This is a genomic window from Bradyrhizobium sp. USDA 4449, assembly GCF_054056275.1.
Genome location: NZ_JBSRYD010000001.1, coordinates 5,947,323 through 5,965,747, shown reverse-complemented (window position 1 = coordinate 5,965,747; position 18,425 = coordinate 5,947,323). Strand labels below are relative to the sequence as shown.

The 18,425-nt window shown below is 64.1% G+C and carries 20 protein-coding genes and 1 pseudogene; 8 read left to right on the top strand and 13 right to left on the bottom strand.

Going from position 1 to position 18,425, the window contains the following annotated elements; translation table 11 throughout:
- Positions 1-12: 12 nt before the first annotated feature.
- From ACVIIW_RS27860 to queA, 4 genes are all read left to right on the top strand, one after another.
- The gene (locus tag ACVIIW_RS27860; protein ID WP_456703663.1) at positions 13-588 is read left to right on the top strand and encodes a peptidylprolyl isomerase; all 576 of its coding nucleotides are present in this window, start codon (positions 13-15) and stop codon (positions 586-588) included.
- Positions 589-596: 8 nt separating this feature from the next.
- Positions 597-1,007 carry a hypothetical protein gene (locus tag ACVIIW_RS27855; protein WP_456703662.1) on the top strand — a complete coding sequence of 137 codons (411 nt, stop codon included), beginning with the start codon at positions 597-599 and terminating at the stop codon, positions 1,005-1,007.
- Positions 1,004-1,468, top strand: a complete 465-nt coding sequence (locus ACVIIW_RS27850; protein ID WP_456703661.1) for a peptidylprolyl isomerase — start codon at positions 1,004-1,006, stop codon at positions 1,466-1,468. The genes ACVIIW_RS27855 and ACVIIW_RS27850 overlap by 4 nt, the downstream gene beginning before the upstream one ends.
- A 122-nt stretch (positions 1,469-1,590) precedes the next feature.
- Positions 1,591-2,664, top strand: a complete 1,074-nt coding sequence (gene queA / locus ACVIIW_RS27845) for a tRNA preQ1(34) S-adenosylmethionine ribosyltransferase-isomerase QueA (RefSeq protein WP_456703660.1) — start codon at positions 1,591-1,593, stop codon at positions 2,662-2,664.
- 117 nt (positions 2,665-2,781) lie between these two features.
- On the opposite strand, the gene ACVIIW_RS27840 is transcribed toward queA, so the two are convergent.
- The 4 genes from ACVIIW_RS27840 to ACVIIW_RS27825 form a co-directional block, all read right to left on the bottom strand.
- Positions 2,782-3,819 (bottom strand): aspartate-semialdehyde dehydrogenase, encoded by a 1,038-nt coding sequence (locus tag ACVIIW_RS27840; protein ID WP_456703659.1) that lies wholly within the window; start codon positions 3,817-3,819, stop codon positions 2,782-2,784.
- Positions 3,820-4,040: 221 nt separating this feature from the next.
- On the bottom strand, positions 4,041-4,646 hold the full coding sequence (locus ACVIIW_RS27835) for a PepSY domain-containing protein (RefSeq protein ID WP_456705287.1): 606 nt from the start codon (positions 4,644-4,646) through the stop codon (positions 4,041-4,043).
- A 268-nt stretch (positions 4,647-4,914) separates the two neighbouring features.
- Positions 4,915-5,661 (bottom strand): TetR/AcrR family transcriptional regulator, encoded by a 747-nt coding sequence (locus tag ACVIIW_RS27830; RefSeq protein ID WP_456703658.1) that lies wholly within the window; start codon positions 5,659-5,661, stop codon positions 4,915-4,917.
- 147 nt (positions 5,662-5,808) lie between these two features.
- Positions 5,809-6,990 carry a patatin-like phospholipase family protein gene (locus ACVIIW_RS27825; RefSeq protein ID WP_456703657.1) on the bottom strand — a complete coding sequence of 394 codons (1,182 nt, stop codon included), beginning with the start codon at positions 6,988-6,990 and terminating at the stop codon, positions 5,809-5,811.
- Between the two features lie 201 nt (positions 6,991-7,191).
- On the opposite strand from ACVIIW_RS27825, the pseudogene tgt reads away from it, so the two are divergent.
- Positions 7,192-8,326, top strand: a pseudogene (tgt, locus tag ACVIIW_RS27820) (tRNA guanosine(34) transglycosylase Tgt).
- 1 nt (position 8,327) lies between these two features.
- On the opposite strand, the gene ACVIIW_RS27815 reads toward tgt, so the two are convergent.
- A complete protein-coding gene (locus tag ACVIIW_RS27815) occupies positions 8,328-8,546 on the bottom strand; it encodes a hypothetical protein (RefSeq protein ID WP_456703656.1) in 219 nt (72 codons plus the stop codon).
- Between the two features lie 223 nt (positions 8,547-8,769).
- On the opposite strand from ACVIIW_RS27815, the gene cysK reads away from it, so the two are divergent.
- Together cysK and ACVIIW_RS27805 are read left to right on the top strand one after the other, a co-directional pair.
- Positions 8,770-9,747 (top strand): cysteine synthase A, encoded by a 978-nt coding sequence (gene cysK, locus ACVIIW_RS27810; RefSeq protein WP_456703655.1) that lies wholly within the window; start codon positions 8,770-8,772, stop codon positions 9,745-9,747.
- 3 nt (positions 9,748-9,750) lie between these two features.
- The gene (locus ACVIIW_RS27805) at positions 9,751-9,990 is read left to right on the top strand and encodes a BrnA antitoxin family protein (RefSeq protein WP_092234811.1); all 240 of its coding nucleotides are present in this window, start codon (positions 9,751-9,753) and stop codon (positions 9,988-9,990) included.
- Positions 9,991-10,244: 254 nt separating this feature from the next.
- Here ACVIIW_RS27805 and ACVIIW_RS27800 read toward each other — a convergent pair whose 3' ends face one another.
- From ACVIIW_RS27800 to ACVIIW_RS27780, 5 genes are all read right to left on the bottom strand, one after another.
- The gene (locus tag ACVIIW_RS27800) at positions 10,245-11,651 is read right to left on the bottom strand and encodes a caspase family protein (RefSeq protein ID WP_456703654.1); all 1,407 of its coding nucleotides are present in this window, start codon (positions 11,649-11,651) and stop codon (positions 10,245-10,247) included.
- A 209-nt stretch (positions 11,652-11,860) separates the two neighbouring features.
- Complete coding sequence (locus ACVIIW_RS27795) at positions 11,861-12,736, bottom strand: DMT family transporter (RefSeq protein WP_456705286.1); 876 nt, start codon at positions 12,734-12,736, stop codon at positions 11,861-11,863.
- A gap of 338 nt (positions 12,737-13,074) precedes the next feature.
- Positions 13,075-13,623 (bottom strand): hypothetical protein, encoded by a 549-nt coding sequence (locus tag ACVIIW_RS27790; RefSeq protein WP_456703653.1) that lies wholly within the window; start codon positions 13,621-13,623, stop codon positions 13,075-13,077.
- The gene (locus ACVIIW_RS27785; protein WP_456703652.1) at positions 13,568-13,918 is read right to left on the bottom strand and encodes a hypothetical protein; all 351 of its coding nucleotides are present in this window, start codon (positions 13,916-13,918) and stop codon (positions 13,568-13,570) included. The genes ACVIIW_RS27790 and ACVIIW_RS27785 overlap by 56 nt, the downstream gene beginning before the upstream one ends.
- Positions 13,919-14,127: 209 nt before the next feature.
- Positions 14,128-14,715: a formyltransferase family protein gene (locus ACVIIW_RS27780; protein WP_456703651.1), complete on the bottom strand. Its 588-nt coding sequence runs from the start codon at positions 14,713-14,715 to the stop codon at positions 14,128-14,130.
- Positions 14,716-15,080: 365 nt separating this feature from the next.
- Here ACVIIW_RS27780 and ACVIIW_RS27775 point away from each other — a divergent pair, with 365 nt between their 5' ends.
- Complete coding sequence (locus ACVIIW_RS27775) at positions 15,081-15,320, top strand: hypothetical protein (protein ID WP_456703650.1); 240 nt, start codon at positions 15,081-15,083, stop codon at positions 15,318-15,320.
- Between the two features lie 5 nt (positions 15,321-15,325).
- Here ACVIIW_RS27775 and ACVIIW_RS27770 read toward each other — a convergent pair whose 3' ends face one another.
- The 3 genes from ACVIIW_RS27770 to ACVIIW_RS27760 all read right to left on the bottom strand — a co-directional run bounded on the left by ACVIIW_RS27770 (position 15,326) and on the right by ACVIIW_RS27760 (position 18,157).
- Complete coding sequence (locus ACVIIW_RS27770) at positions 15,326-15,628, bottom strand: hypothetical protein (protein ID WP_456703649.1); 303 nt, start codon at positions 15,626-15,628, stop codon at positions 15,326-15,328.
- 93 nt (positions 15,629-15,721) lie between these two features.
- Positions 15,722-17,770, bottom strand: coding sequence for an acetoacetate--CoA ligase (locus ACVIIW_RS27765; protein ID WP_456703648.1), 2,049 nt, complete (start codon positions 17,768-17,770; stop codon positions 15,722-15,724).
- Between the two features lie 159 nt (positions 17,771-17,929).
- On the bottom strand, positions 17,930-18,157 hold the full coding sequence (locus tag ACVIIW_RS27760; protein ID WP_456703647.1) for a hypothetical protein: 228 nt from the start codon (positions 18,155-18,157) through the stop codon (positions 17,930-17,932).
- Positions 18,158-18,425 lie beyond the last annotated feature (268 nt).

The following is an 18,425-nucleotide window of genomic DNA, read 5'->3' as shown; positions in this document are numbered from 1 at the left end:
TCCGGAGTCTCCATGATCCGTCGTCTCGCAATATTTGCCACGATGTTCGTCGCGCTCATTGGCGCCGTCCCGGCGGTGGCGCAGCAGCTGCCGGCCAATCTCGACAAGGCCAATGCGCTGGTCATCGACACGACCAAGGGTCGCATCGTCATCAAGCTCCGCACCGACCTTGCGCCGCAGCACGCCGAGCGCCTCAAGCAGCTCGCGCGCGAAGGCTTCTACAACAACGTGCCGTTCCACCGCGTGATGGACGGCTTCATGGCCCAGACCGGCGACGGCCAGAACGGCAACGGGACTGGCGGCTCGAAATATCCGAACCTGAAGCAGGAATTCTCCAAGGTTCATTTCGCCCGCGGCATCGTCGGCATGGCTCGGCGCGGTGACAGCGTCGATACCGCCAATTCGCAGTTCTTCATCATGTTCGCCGACGGCGGCAGCCTCGACGGCCAGTACACCGTGGTCGGCGAGGTCGTGCAGGGCATGGACGTCGTCGACAAGCTGAAAAAGGCGCCGGCCGGTTCGCCGAGCGGCACCGTCACCGATCCCGACAAGATGGTGAAGGTGCAGGTCGCCTCCGACATCAAATAGCCGAGACGATGGCGCGCCGTGGCGACAGACTCCTGTTCGCTGCCGCGGCGCTGCTGTTCGGCATCACGGGTGCGGCTGCAGAGGACGCGCCCGTCAACACTCTCCACGACCTCTTCCAGCGCTTGCAGACCTGCTGGAAGCCGCCGCCGCCCAACAAGGCCCGCCCACTCGACATCACCGTCGTCGTGAGCTTTAACCGTTCCGGAAACATTCTGGGGCATCCACGGATTACCTACGAATCCGCGGGGGCCTCCGACAATGACCGGCTGCAATACCGGATCGCGGTAATGGAGGCGTTGCAACGCTGCACGCCGATGCCATTTACCGATGCAATGGCCGGCGCCGCCGCGGGACGTCCATTCGCGATCCAGTTCCGTAGCCGCAAAACTTCACCTCCAACGCAAGAGAGACGAGCATGAGCGTCACCGAAAACACATTGATCCTCGAGACCACGCAGGGCCCGGTCACCATCGAGATGCGGCCCGACCTGGCGCCCGGCCACGTCGCACGCATCAAGGAGCTGGTCCGTGAAGGTTTCTACGACGGCATCGTGTTCCATCGCGTGATCGACGGCTTCATGGCCCAAACCGGTTGCCCGCATGGCACCGGGACCGGCGGCTCGGGCCAGAAGCTCAAGGCCGAGTTCAACAAGGAGCCGCATGTGCGCGGCACCACCTCGATGGCACGCGCCGCGAGCCCCGATTCCGGTGACAGCCAATTCTTCATCTGCTTCGACGACGCCCGCTTCCTCGACAACCAGTACACGGTGTGGGGCAAGGTCACCGAGGGCATGGAGAATGTCGACAAGATCAAGCGCGGCGAGCCGGTGCAGAACCCGGACAAGATCGTCAAGGCGCGGATGGCGGTCGATAAGGAATAGACATGTGTCGTCGTTCCGGGGCGGCTCGTAGAGCCGAACCTCAGGCGCGCAATTGCGCACCGGGGAACCTCGAGATTCCCGGCTCGTGCCATGCGCGCCCCGGAATGACGTCATAAGAGACCATGCGCACCGATCTCTTCGATTTCGACCTGCCACCCGAGCGCATCGCGTTGCGCCCGGCGCAGCCGCGCGAATCCGCGAAGATGCTGGTCGTCGAGAACGGCGCGCTGCGTGACGAGACCGTCGCCCAGTTGCCGCGCTGGCTGAAGCCGGGCGACCAGCTCGTGGTCAACGACACCAAGGTGATCGCGGCGCAGCTTAGAGGCCGCCGCATCGGCCGCGAGACCGAGCCGAAGATCGAGGCGACCCTGATCAAGCGCCTCGACGGCTCGCGCTGGCAGGCATTGGTGAAGCCCGCGAAGAAGCTTGTCGCCGGCGACCACATCCGCTTCGGCAACGAAGGCAAGGTCTGCCTGCTCGGCCATCTCGATGCCGAGGTCGAGGCCAAGGGAGAGGAGGGCGAGGTGACGCTGTCATTCTCGTTCCACGGCCCGACGCTGGATCAGGCCATCGCCGATCTCGGCAGCCCGCCGCTGCCACCCTATATCGCCTCGAAGCGTACGCCCGACGATCAGGATCTCTCCGATTACCAGACGATGTTTGCGGCGAACGAAGGCGCAGTTGCAGCACCCACCGCGGGCCTGCATTTCACGCCCGCGCTGGAGCACGCGCTGCACGCGCGCGGCGTCGGCGTTAATCGCATCACGCTGCATGTCGGGGCAGGGACCTTCCTGCCGGTCAAGGTCGATGACACCGACGGCCACAAGATGCATGCCGAGTGGGGCACGATCTCGGCGCAGACCGCGGAGAGGCTCAACGCCGCGCGAAAGAGCGGCGGCCGCATTGTCGCCGTCGGCACCACGTCATTGCGGCTGCTCGAAAGCGCGGCGAGCGAGGACGGCACCATCCGGCCGTTCACGGCCGAGACCTCGATCTTCATCACGCCTGGCTATCGCTTCCGCGCCGTCGATGTCTTGATGACGAATTTCCATCTGCCGAAGTCGACGCTGTTTATGCTGGTGTCGGCATTCGCCGGGCTCGAGACGATGCGGCGCGCGTATGCCCACGCCATCGCAAATGGGTATCGGTTCTACTCATATGGCGATGCGTGTTTGTTGTTTAAGGCGGAGTCGTAGGGTGGGTTAGCCGCAAGGCGTAACCCACAGTTTTGTTTCCGCGGATAGGGAGCCGGTGGGTTACGCCGAGCAGATGCGCTTTGCGCATCTGCGGGGCTAACCCACCCTGCGCTTCCGTTACGCCATCACCCGCTGCGGCAGCAGTTCGGCGATCTGCACCGCGTTCAGCGCGGCGCCCTTGAGCAGCTGATCCGCCGCCACGAACATCGAGATCGAATGGCCGGAGGGGTCGCTGAGGTCCTTGCGGATGCGGCCGACCAGGACGTCGTCCTGGCCCGAGGCGTCGATCGGCATCGGGAAGTAGTTCTTCACGCGATCGTCGACGACCTTCACGCCCGGGGCCCGCGCCATGATGGCGCGGACCTGATCCTCATTGATCGGCTTCTCGCATTCGAAGGTGATGGCCTCGCAATGCGCACGCAGCACCGGCACGCGGACGCAGGTGACGCCGATCGCAATTGTCTCGTCCTCGAAGATCTTGCGGGTTTCCTTGATGACCTTGGTCTCTTCGTCGTTGTAGCCGGTTTCAGGATCGATCGCCGTGTTGTGGTTGAAGAGGTTGAAGGCGTAGGGGTGCGGCATCACCTTCGGCGTATAGACCTGCCCGTTGAGATTGGCACGAGTGGACTCGACGAGCTCCTCCATCGCGGCCGCGCCGGCGCCGGAGGCTGCCTGGTAGGTCGAGATGATGACGCGCTTGATGCGGTTCTTCTGGTGGATCGGCCAGAGCGGCACCAGTGCGGTGATCGCAGCGCAGTTCGGGTTGGCAATGATGCCCTTGTGGTCGCGGATGCGGTTGCCGTTCACCTCGGGGATGACGAGCGGAACGTTCGGGTCCATGCGGAAGGCGGAGGAATTGTCGACCACGACGGCGCCCGCCTTGACCGCAACAGGCGCGAACTTCTTCGAGATGCCGCTGTCGGCGGAGAACAGTGCTATGTCGACGCCTTCAAAGGCGCGTTCGGTCAGCTCCTCGATGACGACGTTCTGGCCGCGGAACGACACCGTCTTGCCGGCGGAGCGGGCGCTGGCGAGCGCCTTGAGCTTGCCGACGCGAAAGCCGCGCTTGTCCATGGTGGCGATGAATTCGGCGCCTACCGCACCGGTGACGCCGACAATCGCGACGACGGGATCGTTACTCACTTTGTCCTCCATTGAGATCGATTGAGACAACAAAAAAGCCCCGGACCATCTTGGGCGGGGCTTCGGCAGAGCTTGATGCGTTTCTAGTCGACGACTATGCGCGCACGCCTCCCCGGGCCCCGAAGGCCGTGGTGGTTTTGGTCGTGCGTTTGGTGGTCGTGAACATGGCGGCGACTTATGCGGGAGAGTCCGGCGTGCGTCAATGGCTTTCCGGCGGGATCGTGGCGTTTGCGTTATTTGCCCCGGGCACCCGGCGGCTCGAGGATGACCTCCTTGAGGTCGTCGCCACTGATGACGACGATTGCGAAATTGAGCCGTCCTCGCTCGCGCACCAGCCCGCCGCTGATGGCCTTGCCGGACGCTGCCTGCTCGGCGACGCGGACCGCATCGGCGAGGCGATGTGTGATGGTGCCGAGCGCTGCGAGATTGCTGCGGTCGTCATGGTCCAGCTCAGCCAGGGGCAGGGCAGCTTCGCCGCCCACGACCGCGCCGGTTTCCGCATTGATGGTGTAGCGCCAGATCCGGTCATTGTGCAGCGTCTTGACCCGGTAGACCGGCACGCCCGAGCCGCCGTCGAAGCTGATATCGGCGGTCGTCGCGCCGGCATGACGGGCTTCCGCGATCGCCATGGCCTGGCTGATCGAGATCGAGGAGCTGCGGAAACGCTCGATCTCGCGGCTGACGGCCTGGCGGTCCGCCGCAGCATCACCATCTGTCTCGCTGTGCAGGGCGGCGGGCGTGCTTCCCGCCGAAACGGTCGCGCGCGCCGGCACTGCGATGAGCAGCCCCGAGAGGGCGACCGCCAACCACCCGTACATTCCTGGTCTTGTCGCGCTCATGCTCGAAACCCTCGGCCGGCAAGCCTTGAACCAGCAAGTTTGCCGGATGTTCGTAAAGAAATCGCGGCCGACCTTGGGCACCGGCCGGCCGCGGAACGTCGTGACGGGCTGCACCCGTCGCGGCGGTCTAAGCAGTCCGGTCCTCTTTGGGGCTGGTGAAAAAGCGGCCCGCACTGCCTTATAAACAAAACCATACCGTATCGTTTTATTTCGGTCAATGAAGGAGACGATTGTCCCCCGGTGACAAATCGCTGATCTCACGGAAATGTCAGCGGGACGGGCGGCGCCGTTGCAGGGCTTTTGCGGCGCCCTGGACGCGGTCGGCAGGACCGATCGCGCCGGCCAGGAACAGCTTGATTGCTGCGCGCATCCGCTTCTCGGCGGGTTTCAGTTCCATCGGCGTGCCGAACGTCGCCATGCGGTGGGTGTGGCCGACGACGACGTCGAGGAATACTTCCGCGGCGATCGTGGTGTCGTCGACGTCGAGTGCGCCTTGCGCCACCAGATGGTCGAAGAAGCGCGCGGTGGTGGCGACAGCCTTGAGCCAGCCTTCCTCCTTGCCGAGCTTGGCGACGTCAGGGAAGTTGATGGCCTGCGACGTCATCATGCGGCTGAAGGCCACGGCGTCGGGTCCGCAGGTGAAGGTCAACATCTCGCGCCCGATTTCGACCAGCCGCTGTTCGACCGAGATATCGGAGGCGCTGCTGAGCTGCGTTTCGGCCGCAGCCGACAGCGGCGCAAGCCAGCGCGCGATCTCGCGGCGGAGCACGGCGGCAAACAAGCCGCGCTTGTCGCCGTAACGGGAATAGACTGTGGGCTTGCTGACGCGGGCTGCTTCCGCCACCGCATCGAGTGAGGTCGCTTCAAAACCGCGATCGAGGAACAGGCGGGTGGCGACCTCGATCAGCCGCTGGTCGCGCTCGATCGCGGCGCTTTTCGTCGGCCGGCCGCCGCGCGATTTCGACACCTCGCGCCGGGGTGCCGCCGTTCTTGTCTTGGTCGCAGCCAATCCCATGTCCAATGATATGCCCGATGATTCCTGCGCGGTCCTGCCGGTGTGCATTGCTGTATAACGCGCAGCAACCGGGGCGTCATCGCGATTCTGGCCGAATTGGCCGTATCGTCAACGGTCTCCGACGGACGCCGTTCCGCTGCGCGGATATCAAGGCATCCGCGCGGTCCAGGCCCGGCCGCCGGCCGCTTTCTCGTATCCGTACTGGTACAGCGCCCGCATGTAGCTGGTGTCAAAACCTTCGGACGGCGGCGCAGGATAGTCGCGCTCGATATAGGAGAGGTGGAAGCCGAGGTGATTGCGCTGGGCGAACTCGTAGGTCGAGAAAATGATCGAGCGCGTCTGCGATTGGGTGATCGCAGACAGGCTGCGTGAGGCGACGTCGATCGTGCTGTTGGCGACGAGCTCGAAGTTGCGCTCGATCTTCTTGTTGACGAGGATGTAGATGTCCATCCTGGCGTTGCCGGGCAGGCGCCCCTGGAACAGCAGGGCTTCGGGCAAGGTCAGCACTGGCGCCGTCACGCCGCCATCGACATGCATCTCCTGAAACCTGTGGCCCTGGCCTTCAGCCTCGATCAGGATCGGCGGAAACACCAGCGGGATGCTGGCGGAGGCCGCCATCACGTCGCGAAACAGTTTCAGCGCTTCGGGGGTGCCGACCGCGGCGATCTTGCCCATGTCCCAGATCGCGGTGCGTTGCGTGTCGAGATCCGTGGTGACCACCAGCAGCCGTCGGCCCTTGGCGTGCTCGCGCGCGACTTGTGCCATGATCTCGGGTCCGACATAGCGCGCCACCAGCTCGCGCAGCCGTGTATTGCCGAACAGGCCGGAGCCGAACAGCACGCGGATGATGCTGGGATCATTCAGCAGGGTTTCGGCGACGCCGCTGGTGTAGAGCTCCCGAAGCGTGTCGTCATATTGCGGTCCGAGGAACGCAAACGGCGCGATCAGCCCGCCGGTGCTCACCCCTGATACGACGGAGAAGGTCGGGCGCTTGCGCGCCGCGGTCCAGCCGTTCAGCACGCCGACGCCATAGGCGCCATCCGCGCCGCCTCCGGAGAGCGCCAGATAGGTTCGGCTTCCTGTCGCCTCGTCCTGCTCGAAGCTGAACTTCGTGATGGGCTCGTCGGCGTAGCGCCTGAGGCCGTCGATATCCAGCACGCGCGATGCGCCGGCATCGGCAGCCGTATAGGGCGTGCGGGGGAGCGAGGTACAGGCGGCGAGCGCCAGGCTGCACGCGAGTGCCAGCGATCTGATCAGCTGGGCGGCTGTCCGCTTGGTCCAGCCATCGGAGGCGGCGGACGTATCCGTCCGGCATGTGGGGAGGGGCATTGGTCGGTGGCTGACGATCACGGATCTGCAGCCGCTGGCAACTTGCCGCGGCTTCTCGTTTCAGGCCCCGGTATTAAACTATACTGTATCGTTTTATTTTGCGAGGTGACGCGCATCACGTCCGCGTCACCGGTGTCCCAGTCTGGAACATTGCGGCCGAGCGGGTTGATCGGTCTCGCCCGACACGCAATAAGCACCGCCATGAATCTGCCCAATCATTTCGAACTGCTCGCCACCGATGGCGCCGCCCGCACCGGCCGCCTGACCACGCCGCATGGTGTGGTGCGGACTCCTGCCTTCATGCCGGTCGGCACCGCCGGCGCCATGAAGGGCATGCACTGGCGCGAGGTGCGTGATGCCGGCGCAGATATCGTGCTGGGCAACACCTATCATCTGATGCTGCGTCCCGGCGCGGAGCGCATCCACGCGCTCGGCGGCTTGCAGCGATTCACGGGGTGGAACGGGCCGATGCTGACGGATTCCGGCGGCTTCCAGGTGATGTCGTTGTCTGATCTGCGCAAGGTCAGTGAGCATGCCGTGACCTTCCGCTCGCATATCGACGGCGCCAAGGTCGAGCTATCGCCGGAGCGTTCGATCGAGGTGCAGCGCCGTCTGGGCTCCGACATCGCGATGCAGATGGACGAATGCGTGCGGCTGCCGGCCGAGCGCGACGACATCGAGCGCGCGATGCTGCTGTCGTTGCGCTGGGCCGAAACGAAGCAAGCGCGCGTTCGAGAGCGCACCGGACGGCTACATGCTGTTCGGCATCGTGCAGGGCGGCGACGTGCCCCAGCTGCGACACGCCAGCGCACAGGGGCTCGTCGAGATCGGCTTCCACGGCTATGCGATCGGCGGCCTTGCCGTCGGCGAGCCGCAGGCGGTGATGCTGGCGATGATCGACGAGACCGCGCCGGCGCTGCCGAGCGACCGGCCGCGATATCTGATGGGCGTCGGCACGCCCGACGACATTCTCGAGGCGGTGAAGCGCGGCGTCGACATGTTCGATTGCGTGATGCCGACGCGCAACGGGCGCCACGGAGTCGCGTTCACGCGCTTCGGCCAGGTGAACTTGCGTAACGCACGCCACGCCGACGATGCGCGTCCACTCGACGAAGAGAGTCCGTGGCCGTCAGCGCGGAATTACGCACGCGCCTACCTGCACCATCTCGTCAAGGCGGGCGAGACGCTGGGGGCGATGCTGTTGTCCGAAATCAATATTGCCTACTACCAGTTCCTGATGCAGGGCATCAGGGACGCGATCGGGCACGGAACCTTCGACGAGTTCTACCAGCGTACACGCGAGGACTGGGCGAGGGGCGACATCGCCCCGCGCTAGATTAATTGCACACGATCCGCTGCTTGACCGCATGCTTGGTCACGAAACCGTAGCCGCAATTGTCGCAGGTCCAGAGATAGCTGATCATGTGGTCCGAGACGTAGGCCGAGGCTTCGGCGGCGACCATGGAGTCGGCGCACACAGGACAGCTCGGCAACTCGCTGCAGCGCGGATTACGCCTTGATGCTACGGTCGACAACACTTCAGCGGCAGCTGACATCGTGGTGACCTCCCTGCTTCGAGACCTAAGTCTAACATAAGCCGAATCAGTTGACGAGGTCGCAACACAAATGCGTTGGTTTTCTGCTAATTACAGCTCACGCGATTTTGCGATGCAGCGTATTTGAAATGTGCCGCATTGCAGCTTGCGTGTCGTCAAAAGCTGTCCGTAACTGCGCATGCGCTGCGATAGGAGCGCAAATCGTCGCCACAGGGAGTCCATCATGGACGTATCGTCCAACACGGGTGCAGCGCACCAACCCGGCCGCGGCCGAATCTACTCGTCGATCGTCGAGGCTTTTGGCGACACGCCGATCGTGCGCTTGCGCCGGCTGCCGGTCATGCACGGCGTGAACGCGACGCTTTTGGCAAAACTTGAATATTTCAATCCGGCCGCGAGCGTGAAGGACCGCATCGGCGCGGCCATGATCATCGCGATGGAGAAGGCCGGCATCATCAAGCCCGACACCGTGCTGATCGAGCCGACATCCGGCAATACCGGTATCGCGCTCGCCTATGTCGCGGCCTCCCGCGGTTACCGGTTGAAGCTGGTCATGCCGGAATCCATGTCGATCGAGCGGCGCAAGATGCTCGCCTTCCTCGGCGCCGAGCTGGTGCTGACGCCGGCCGCCCAGGGCATGAAAGGCGCGATCGCCGCGGCCGAAGAACTCCTGAAGACGACGCCGAACTCGGTGATGCCGCAGCAGTTCAAGAACCTCGCCAACCCCGAGGTGCATCGCCGCACCACGGCGGAAGAGATCTGGAACGACACGTCAGGCAACATCGACTTCTTCGTCGCCGGCGTCGGGACCGGCGGCACCATCACCGGCGTCGGTCAGGTCCTGAAGCCGCGCAAGGCGTCGCTGCGCGTGGTCGCGGTCGAGCCGGAAGAGAGCCCGGTGCTATCGGGCGGCCAGCACACGCCGCACAAGATCCAGGGCATAGGCGCCGGCTTCGTGCCGGACATTCTCGACCGCTCCGTGATCGACGAGATCGTGAAGATCAACTCGACGACCGCGATCGAGACCTCGCGGGCGCTGGCGCGGCATGAGGGCATTCCGGGCGGCATCTCCGCTGGAGCTGCGATTGCGGCCGCGCTCGAGATCGGCAAGCGGCCGGAAGCCGCGGGAAAAACCATTTTGGCTATCGTGCCATCCTTCTCCGAGCGTTATCTTTCCACAGTTCTGTTTGAAGGAATCTGAGAGATGACGGATCAACCGAGACGGCCGCGCACGCTGGGCGATGCGCGGTCGGAAGCCGAGGCAGCGTTCAAGAAGGTGACGGCCAAGGTCGCCGCGGCGCCGCCGAAGCAGAACGTGGCGCCAGGCATCAAGGAGCAGGTCACGCTGCGCATCGATCAGGACGTGCTCGAGCATTTCCAGGCGGGCGGCCCCGGCTGGCAGGACCGCATCAACGAGGCGCTGCGCAAAGCGGCAGGGAAGTAGGCGCCGTTCAAGTTGGTCGCGCGTCTCGGAGGCGTGTCCACCCGTGAGCTGTGACGTCCGCGCGAGGCACATTTCTCTCCTCGTCATTGCGAGGAGCCCTTGCGACGAAGCAATCCAGCTTGTTGCCGCGGAGAGATTCTGGATTGCATCGCTACGCTCGCAAGGACGGAGTGTGCGGAAGCACGTCATTCTGCCGTGACTGCGGCGAGCAAAGAAAAGCCCGGCGCGAGCCGGGCTTTTCTGTTTGTCGCGATTCAGCGGCGGAACATGCCGCCCATCATGCCGCCGACCACGCCGCCCATGAAGGCCGCGCCGGCATCGCCGCCACCGCTGTGGCGGGGGGCAGGCGCGCTCTGGGGAGCGGCGCGCCGGGCCGGCTTCGGGCTGTCTTCGCTGGCGGTTGTCGTCGAGGCGACGATCTCGGAGAGCAGGGCCTTGTGCTGGAGCTTGTTGAGGAAGCCCGTCGACGGATAGCCGCGGGCGGCTTGCCAGCGCTTCAACACCGAGCGGGTCTCGTCGTTGAACACGCCTGATACCTTGGTATCGAAGCCGAGTCCGTTGAGGCGCCGCTGCACGTCGCGACGCTGGCCCTTGTCGAGGCCGATCTGATCCTCGGTGAGCTGGCTGGCCTCATCGGTGAAGGTCGCGGGATCGACGCCCGCATTGAGATTGCGGGTCGTGGTCGACGCGCCATTCTGGATGGCCGCGAGCCGCGCCATGGCCAGCGGCTTAAACTGGCCGTTGGGATAAGCGGAGAGGTAGGCGTTGAGCTCTTCCGGCTTGTTGGATTCCTTCACCGAGCGCCAGAACTCGACTTCTGCTTCGGAGTTGCCGGCCCCCGCGGTCGGCGCCGCGGTGGCCGTCGGTGCCGCGGTGGCAACCTGGGTCGTCGGCGCCTGGTTGAGGTAGACGGCGCCGATCAGATTGGTATGGCCCCAGGGCAGCTGGCCCTTGTGGGTCTCCTCATTCACCTGTGCGCGCACCGAGGTCATCGCCTGCTGGATCTCGACGCCCGGCTTCGTGATGTTGTCGATCAGCGCGCGGGTGAAGGGGCTGTTGTTGCCCTCCTGACCGTCAAGCGCGGTCTGGCCCGGGCCGGTGGCGAAAGCGATCAACGTGCCTTCGCCGGATTTCATCTCCGCGAGACCGCTGCCGACATTGACGCTGCGGGTCGCGGAGTTCGACTTGATCTTGGCAGCGAACGGATTGTCGCGACAGGCGTCGAGGAACACCAGCTTGACCTTGGCATCGCCCATGGTCTGGTCGAGCGTCAGGTCGATGTTGATGGCGGCGCCCAGCTTGACGTCCATCTCCGACTTGATGTCGGCATCGATGGGCAGGAGATAATTGGTGCCGCCGACGGCGATGCCATGGCCAGCGTAATAGAAAACGGCAATGTCGGAGCCCTGGGCCTTGCGACCGAACTCGAGCAGCTTCTCGGTCATCTGGTCGCGGGACAGGTTCGATCCTTCGATCACGTCGAATCCGACATTCCGCAGCGTCGACGCCATCGCCCTGGCGTCGATCGGCGGGTTCGGCAATTGCGCGACGTTCCTGTAGGCGCCGTTGCCGACGACGAAAGCGACGCGGCGGTCGGCCTTGGCGGCGCTAACCGACAGCGCCATGCACATCAGCGAAACGATGATGGTGAGAGTGCGCATCTGAAATCCCCAGCAGAATCGAATGACAGCAGCAACAAATTGGTGCCGAAGCTACACGAAAGTGCCCGACCTCGCGCCAGCAAAACGACTGACCCACTACTCACCCAACCCGATGCTCTGTGGCCAAGTGTGCCCGCTGGAAGGCCCCTCCAACGTGATCCAAGTCACGCTCGACCGCCTTGATCTGTCGCGTCAGGCCGCACCCAGGTTCATTGCGCGTGAGCTGGAACCGGAGCTATCGGCTTCAAATTCAAGAGATTGCCGAACAGGATCAGCGCGGCGCCGAGCACGGTCCAGACGTCGAGCCGTTCGGAATACAGGAGCCAGCCAGCAGTGGCGGTGAGGGGAACCCGTAGGAAATCCATGGGAACCACAATGGTGGCGTCGGCGTAGCGCAGCGCGCTGGCGAGGCAGTAGTGCGAAAAAGTGCCGCAGACGCCGATGACGAACAGCCAGCCCCACAGATAGGCCGACGGCGAGGTCCAGACGTAGAGGGTCGGCACCAGGCCGACGACCATCTGCACCACGACCATCCAGAACAGGATCGCCAAGGCGCTTTCGGTCCGTGTCAGCGATTTCGCCAAGGCCATGGAGATGCTGAAGCCGATCGCGGCCGCAAGCGCGATCAACTGACCCGGATTGATCTCACCCGTCGCGGGGCGCACGATCATGACGACACCGACGATGCCGAGCACGATGGCGCCGATCTTCCAAGGGGTCATGCGCTCGGACAGGAAGGTCGCGGCGAGCAGCGCGGTCCAGATCGGCATCGTGAATTCGATCGCGACGACCTGGCCGATGCCGATCAGCGTCAGTGCGTAGAACCAGCCGAGCTGCGCGAAATAATGGACTCCGTTGCGGGCGAGGTGCTGGGGCAGGCGTTTGGTCGCGACCGCCTTGAAGCCCCCGGAGCGGTAAATGATCGGCAGAAGCAGCGTGAAGCCGATCAGCGAGCGAACTTCCATGATCTCAAAGACGTTCAGATCGCGCGTGGTCTCGCGGCCCGCGACCGCCATGATCAGCATCAGTGACAGCCAGCCGGCCATCCACAGTGCGGCCATCGGTTTGGACGGTGTCGTGCTCATCGGGCGGGTGCTGGAGATGAAACTTGCGGGACGGTCGGTATCGGCGACATCGCCGGTGTTTGCAACGGCCAAATCTGCCGATGCAGCGATGCAAGACGGGGTGCTAAGGCATCGGCGAACAACGACAAAACGGGAGGACGTCCTCATCCGCATCTTGCATGGCCCGGTCGTGGAAGGGGCCGGGCCGCAGCATCGAGCGGGCCGCGCAGACCGGGGGGCGAGGAGGCGGGCAATTGCGAGCCTGGCACGGCGACCCAGGTGAACGCATAAACAGGTGAACGCATAAAAAGGACCCGGCGATGTGTCGCCGGGTCCTTTGAGCAGAATCCGTACGGGGCTTAGCGCGACAGCGTGATGTCGGCGCCGCGGAACTGGCTGTCGGCGCGCATCCTCACGCTCTGCTTGTTGCCGGAGGTCTTCAGCGAGATGTTGGCGTTGAAGCCGGCGGTCGAGGCGACCAGTTCGTAATTGCCGCCGGCACCGCGGCCCTGCAGTGCGCCGCTGATGTTGCGGCTGGTCTCGCTCCAGCTGCCGGCGATGGCGCCGCCCTCAGCCTTCACGTCGGCGCCGAGGTTGAACTTATAGGCATCGCTGGCGCAGGTCAGCGACATCTCCATGGTGGGGCCGACCGGGGCGTATTTGGCGCGGCAGCGGATCCGCTCGGTCGAGCCGTCATCCAGGGTGACCGTGCCGACACCGCTCCAGGTGCCCGCCAGTGGCGCGAAGGGACCCGCCTGCGCCTTGCTCTCCGAACTGGTGGCAACAGCTGTCACAAACAAAACGGCGGCCGCCATGAGCAGCCGCCGGTTGCGGAAATTAGTCCAGAATTGCTTATTGGCGCGATGCTTCCCATCGCCCGCTGCACGGTATGCCTGCAGATGCTCCATTCCACTTCCCCGATCCGGCGTTGCCGCTGAGTTGACCGTTAGCATATGCACCATTGATCGAAACTTTAACAAGACCCCCACTGCCGATGGTGCCGGAAACGTTAGCACCGGGCGCCGTGATCTTGCCGTCGGCAACCGTCAGCATGGAGCTCGCGGTCGGCTCGCAAGAGCCGGTCTTGGTCACGATGGTGACCTGCCAATTGCCGTCAAAGGGGGTTTGGGCGATCGCCGGGGCGGCGAGGGCGGCAATAAAAACTGAAGCGGCACAGAACGCCGCGATGCGACCAAAACGCATGAATCCCGTCCTTGAATGTGTCTGATATGCTGACCGTTATTCGGGCCAAATGTGACGGAAGTTTGGTGCGCTGCAAAGTCGAAAATTGTTCCTTTGGAAACAATGGTTTATTTGCGTTCCGGGTTCCGATTTTCGAAGTGGAATCAAGGCCGCCTGACGTTAATCCTTAACGTCGGTCGCAGGTCGGGACCGACTCACGACAGACTTGTTCAAGACAGACTCGGCGCGGAGGTCGCGAACTGCTCGTCCTGCGGCTTCGACGGCAAGGTCTTGTGAACCTTCGCGTAGTCGATCACATCGGCCAGCAGCTTGAGGCCGAGCGGTGCCAGCGCACGCTCCCAGAGCTCGCGGGCGGTCTCGCCCTTCCTCACGAAGCACCAGTCCTGGGCAGCGATGGCGCCGGCGTCCATGCGGTCGGCGAGGTGATAGATCGTGCCGCCGGCGATTGGATCGCCTTCCTTGATGGTCCATTCCACCGCGGCCTTGCCGCGATGGCGCGGCAGCAGCGAGGGGTGATAGCCGATCCCCCCGAGCTTGCTGGCTGCCAGCGCGTCCTTGCCGATCCGGGCGTGGCTGTGGGCGGTGATGATCAGATCAGTGTCAGGGGCGATTTCGGAGGCGACCACCAACTTCGGATTGGCCTGCACCACCACCTCGATTCCGGCGGCCTTGGCGGTTGCGGCCAAGCGGTCGTCCGCATCGGCAACCACGACCCGCACGACACCGACGCCGTGTTCGCGGAGCATGTTCAGGGTGGTCACGCCGAAATGGCGGGAGCCGACGAGGGTAATGCGCATGGGTGTCTGATCCGTCTCGCAGCTACGTCATCCCCCGATAACACGTCAGGCCGCCCTGTCACCACCTGCGCGGCATTTGCGCCGGTTATCAACAATGCGCGGGGGCAGCGGGCTGCGATGAATCCGCGATTGCGCAGCTGGCCCTTCCGGTGCTTCCGGGAAATCATTGCGACCTGCGGTGCCCCGCGGCCAGGGCGAACCCGGCTTTTTTGAGCGCGCCATCAGGAATCATCAAACGGTAACGCGTTTTCAACCTTGCTGTCGTATCGACGGATCCGTCGCGGATTTGTATCGCGTACCGCGACACCAAAAATGTCTCGCCGGCGTGGGTGCGCCGCGCCGGCATTTTTGCCGGGACCCGTTTCATGCCAAGTGCAATTGAGCAGATCGTGGATGCCTATGTGCGGCTGAAGAACCGCCGCGGCCTCGACGAGCTGATGATGCACAGGCAGCGGCTCGCGGTCGATCTGAAGAGCAGGTCGTCAGGCCGGTACGATTTCAGCGTCCCGATCGACAAGATCGACGAGGAGATCGCGATCATCGAGGAAGGCCTCAGCCGGCTCATTGCTGAATCCACCGACGATGGCACGACACGTCCGACCTGACGCGCTCAGTCGCGCCGGCCACCCTGGATCACGGTGAACAGTGGCCGCGCCGCGGTCGGCTCCTCGAGCAACTCCTCCACCAGTGCCGTTGCCGCATCGACATATTTGCGCGTGGGCTTGTCGAGCTCGCGCTTCGCCTCGTCGTCGAGCGCGATCTTCGCGGCTTCGACCAGCTTGCGCATGCGCGCGCCGTGGTCGTCCCCGGCGGTCAGCGTCGCGCGCGCCAGCGAGCGCAGCACGAACAGCTCGCCCTCGAGGCGGAGCAGGCGGTCATTGAGCCTGGTGATGACGGCGTTGAGATCGGCCATGGCACATTTTTCGTTGCGGAAGATCCTGTCCGATCTAGCGACGATCGGTGAACGGAGTCCAAACGTGACAGGCGCAATTGAGGCGATCGTCCGTCACGCCGCCGTTCGTGCCAGATAGTCGCGCGCGAAGGCGAGATACCAGTCGAGGCAGGCCGGATTGGCCATGGCCTCCTTGTTGATGACCTTTTCGACGGGCTGGCCGAGCAGCAGCTTCTTGATCGGCAGCTCCTGCTTCTTGCCCGAGAGCGTGCGAGGGATCTCGGCGACGGCAAAAATCTCGTTGGGCAGGAAGCGGCGGGACAGCCCGGCCTCGATCGCCTTGTTGATCTTGGCCTGCATCGCGCCGTCGAAAACGACACCCTCACGGAGCACCACGAACAGCGGCATGTAGCTGTCGCGGCCGAGATATTCGAGGTCGACGACGAGGCTGTCGAGCACCTCCGGGAGCGCCTCGATCGCGGAATAGAGTTCGCTGGTGCCCATGCGCAGGCCGTGCCGGTTGATGGTGGCATCGCTGCGGCCGTAGATCACGCACGAACCATCTGGATTGACCTTGAGCCAGTCGCCGTGCCGCCACACCGGTCCGCGGCCGCTGCCGTCGAAATTGTCCGGATAGGTCTCGAAATAGCTCGCCCGATAGCGCGCATTGCCCTTGTCGTTCCAGAAATAGAGCGGCATCGACGGCATCGGCTCGGTGCAGACGAGTTCGCCGACCTCGTCGATCACGGCACGACCCTGTTCGCTGAAGGCTTCGACGGCAGCGCCCAGCAGGCGGCACTGCATCGCGCCCGGCGTCTGCGGCAGTTCTCTGTTGCCGCCGATGAAGGCGCCGGCGAAGTCGGTGCCGCCGGAAATGTTCGCCCACCAGATATCGGCTTGCGCCTTGCTGCCGTTGATCGTCGACAAGCCTGCGAAACGATCGTTGAACCAGGTTTGTGTATCGGCGCTGAGCGGCGAACCGGTCGAGCCGAGACAGCGCAGTTGCGCCAGATCGCCGGCGGCGGTGAGATCGATGTCCGCTTTGGCGCAATTGGCAAAGAACGCCGCGCCTGCGCCGAAGAAGGTCGCTTTCGACCGCGCCACGAAGCGCCACAGCGTGGACCAATCCGGCCTGTCCTTGGGACCGCCCGGACTGCCGTCGAAAATGCAGCAGGTGGTGCCGCTCAGCAGGCCGCCGACCTGTGAGTTCCACATGATCCAGCCGGTCGAAGAGTACCAGTGATAGCGTTCGCCGAACGAGTTTGGGTGATAGGAGCAGCCGATGTCGTTGTGCAGGCCGAGCAGCGCCAGCACCACGATGAGGATACCGCCATGGCCGTGCACGATCGGCTTCGGCAGGCCCGTGGTGCCGCTGGAATAGACGATCCAGAGCGGATGATCGAACGGCAGCCACATCGGCTCGAACGCGTCGACAGCATCTCCCGCCCTTGTGGTGATGTCGGAGAGCAGGGCCTCCCGTGCGGATGGCGCGACGGCCTCGCTGTGCAAGATGACATGCTCGACCGTCGGCAGTGATCGCCGCAGCTCGGCGACGACGTCCTTGCGGTCATGGCTGTGGCCGGCATAGGTGACGGCATCGCAGGCGATCAGCACCTTTGGCTCGATCTGCTTGAAACGGTCGATCACTGCGGGCGCGGCCATATCAGGGGCGCAGAGGCTCCAGATGGCACCGATGCTGGCGCTCGCGAGAAATGCGATGATGGTCTCGGGGATGTTCGGCAGATAGGCCGCGACACGGTCGCCCGGCTTGATACCCCGGTCCTTCAGATGCAGCGCGAGCGCGGCCGCCTTGCGCCGCAATTCTGGCCAGCTGGTCTCGGCGAGCTTGCCATCCTCACCGCTGCTGACGATCGCGGGCAGGCCGGCGGCGTGCGCCGCGTCCACATGCCGGAACACCTGCCGTGCGTAGTTCACTTGGGCGCCGGGAAACCAGATCGCGCCGGGCATCTTGCGCTCGGTGATGACGCCCGCAAACGGCGTCGGCGATTGCAGATCGTAATAGTCCCAGATGCTCCGCCAGAAACCGTCGAGATCGCGCACCGACCATTGCCGCATCTGCTCGTAATTGGCGAAGGTCAGGCCGCGCTGCTGGGCGAGCCAGTCACGATAGAGGGCGATCTGGGCGACGAAAGGAGCGGTCATTGCGGGTCGGGTGCGGTTACGGAGAGAGGGAGCCTAACCGGTGTCGACGCGCAGCAGAAGCCGCAGTTCTCGTTAACAGCGTTGAGCGAGAGTTGGATCAGCGCACGCTGTAGAGCGTCGAGAACGCGGCTGCTTGGAAGAATGACGGAGAAGCTCGGCCTACCACCCTACGCCCGCCCATCGTCTCCCGAACACCGGCGGCCTGGTCTTCACCGCCTGCCAGCCGAAGAAATGATGCTTGCCGGACCAGCTGTGTACCAAGCCGCTGCAAATGCTGCATTTGAATTGGCCTGAATGCGGCTCGGCATGTTCCTCCCGGGTCGCGGTGTAGGTCATGCTGCAACCGGGGCAGGTGAATTCTTCGATCGTCCAGATGCTGTTGGCCATTGCACCGCAAGTGTTTTCGAGGACCTGGCGTGAAGCGTAGATGCGAGCCTTTGCCTCGGCGTAAACCTACCCAGCGAAATCCGGTTAATCGTCGTTAGGCAAACCCCGGTCGGGGGCGGATATTGCAGATTTGCTCGTTTGGCGCCGCCTCTCAGTCCGGATCGCGCAGTCCCGCCGGTCCGGGCGCGCCCTTGGGCTCCCGCTCGTCTTGACGCCCGGCCCGGGGCTGGCAATAACGCGGGGCCCGCGCAAGTGCCGGAACCCGCGT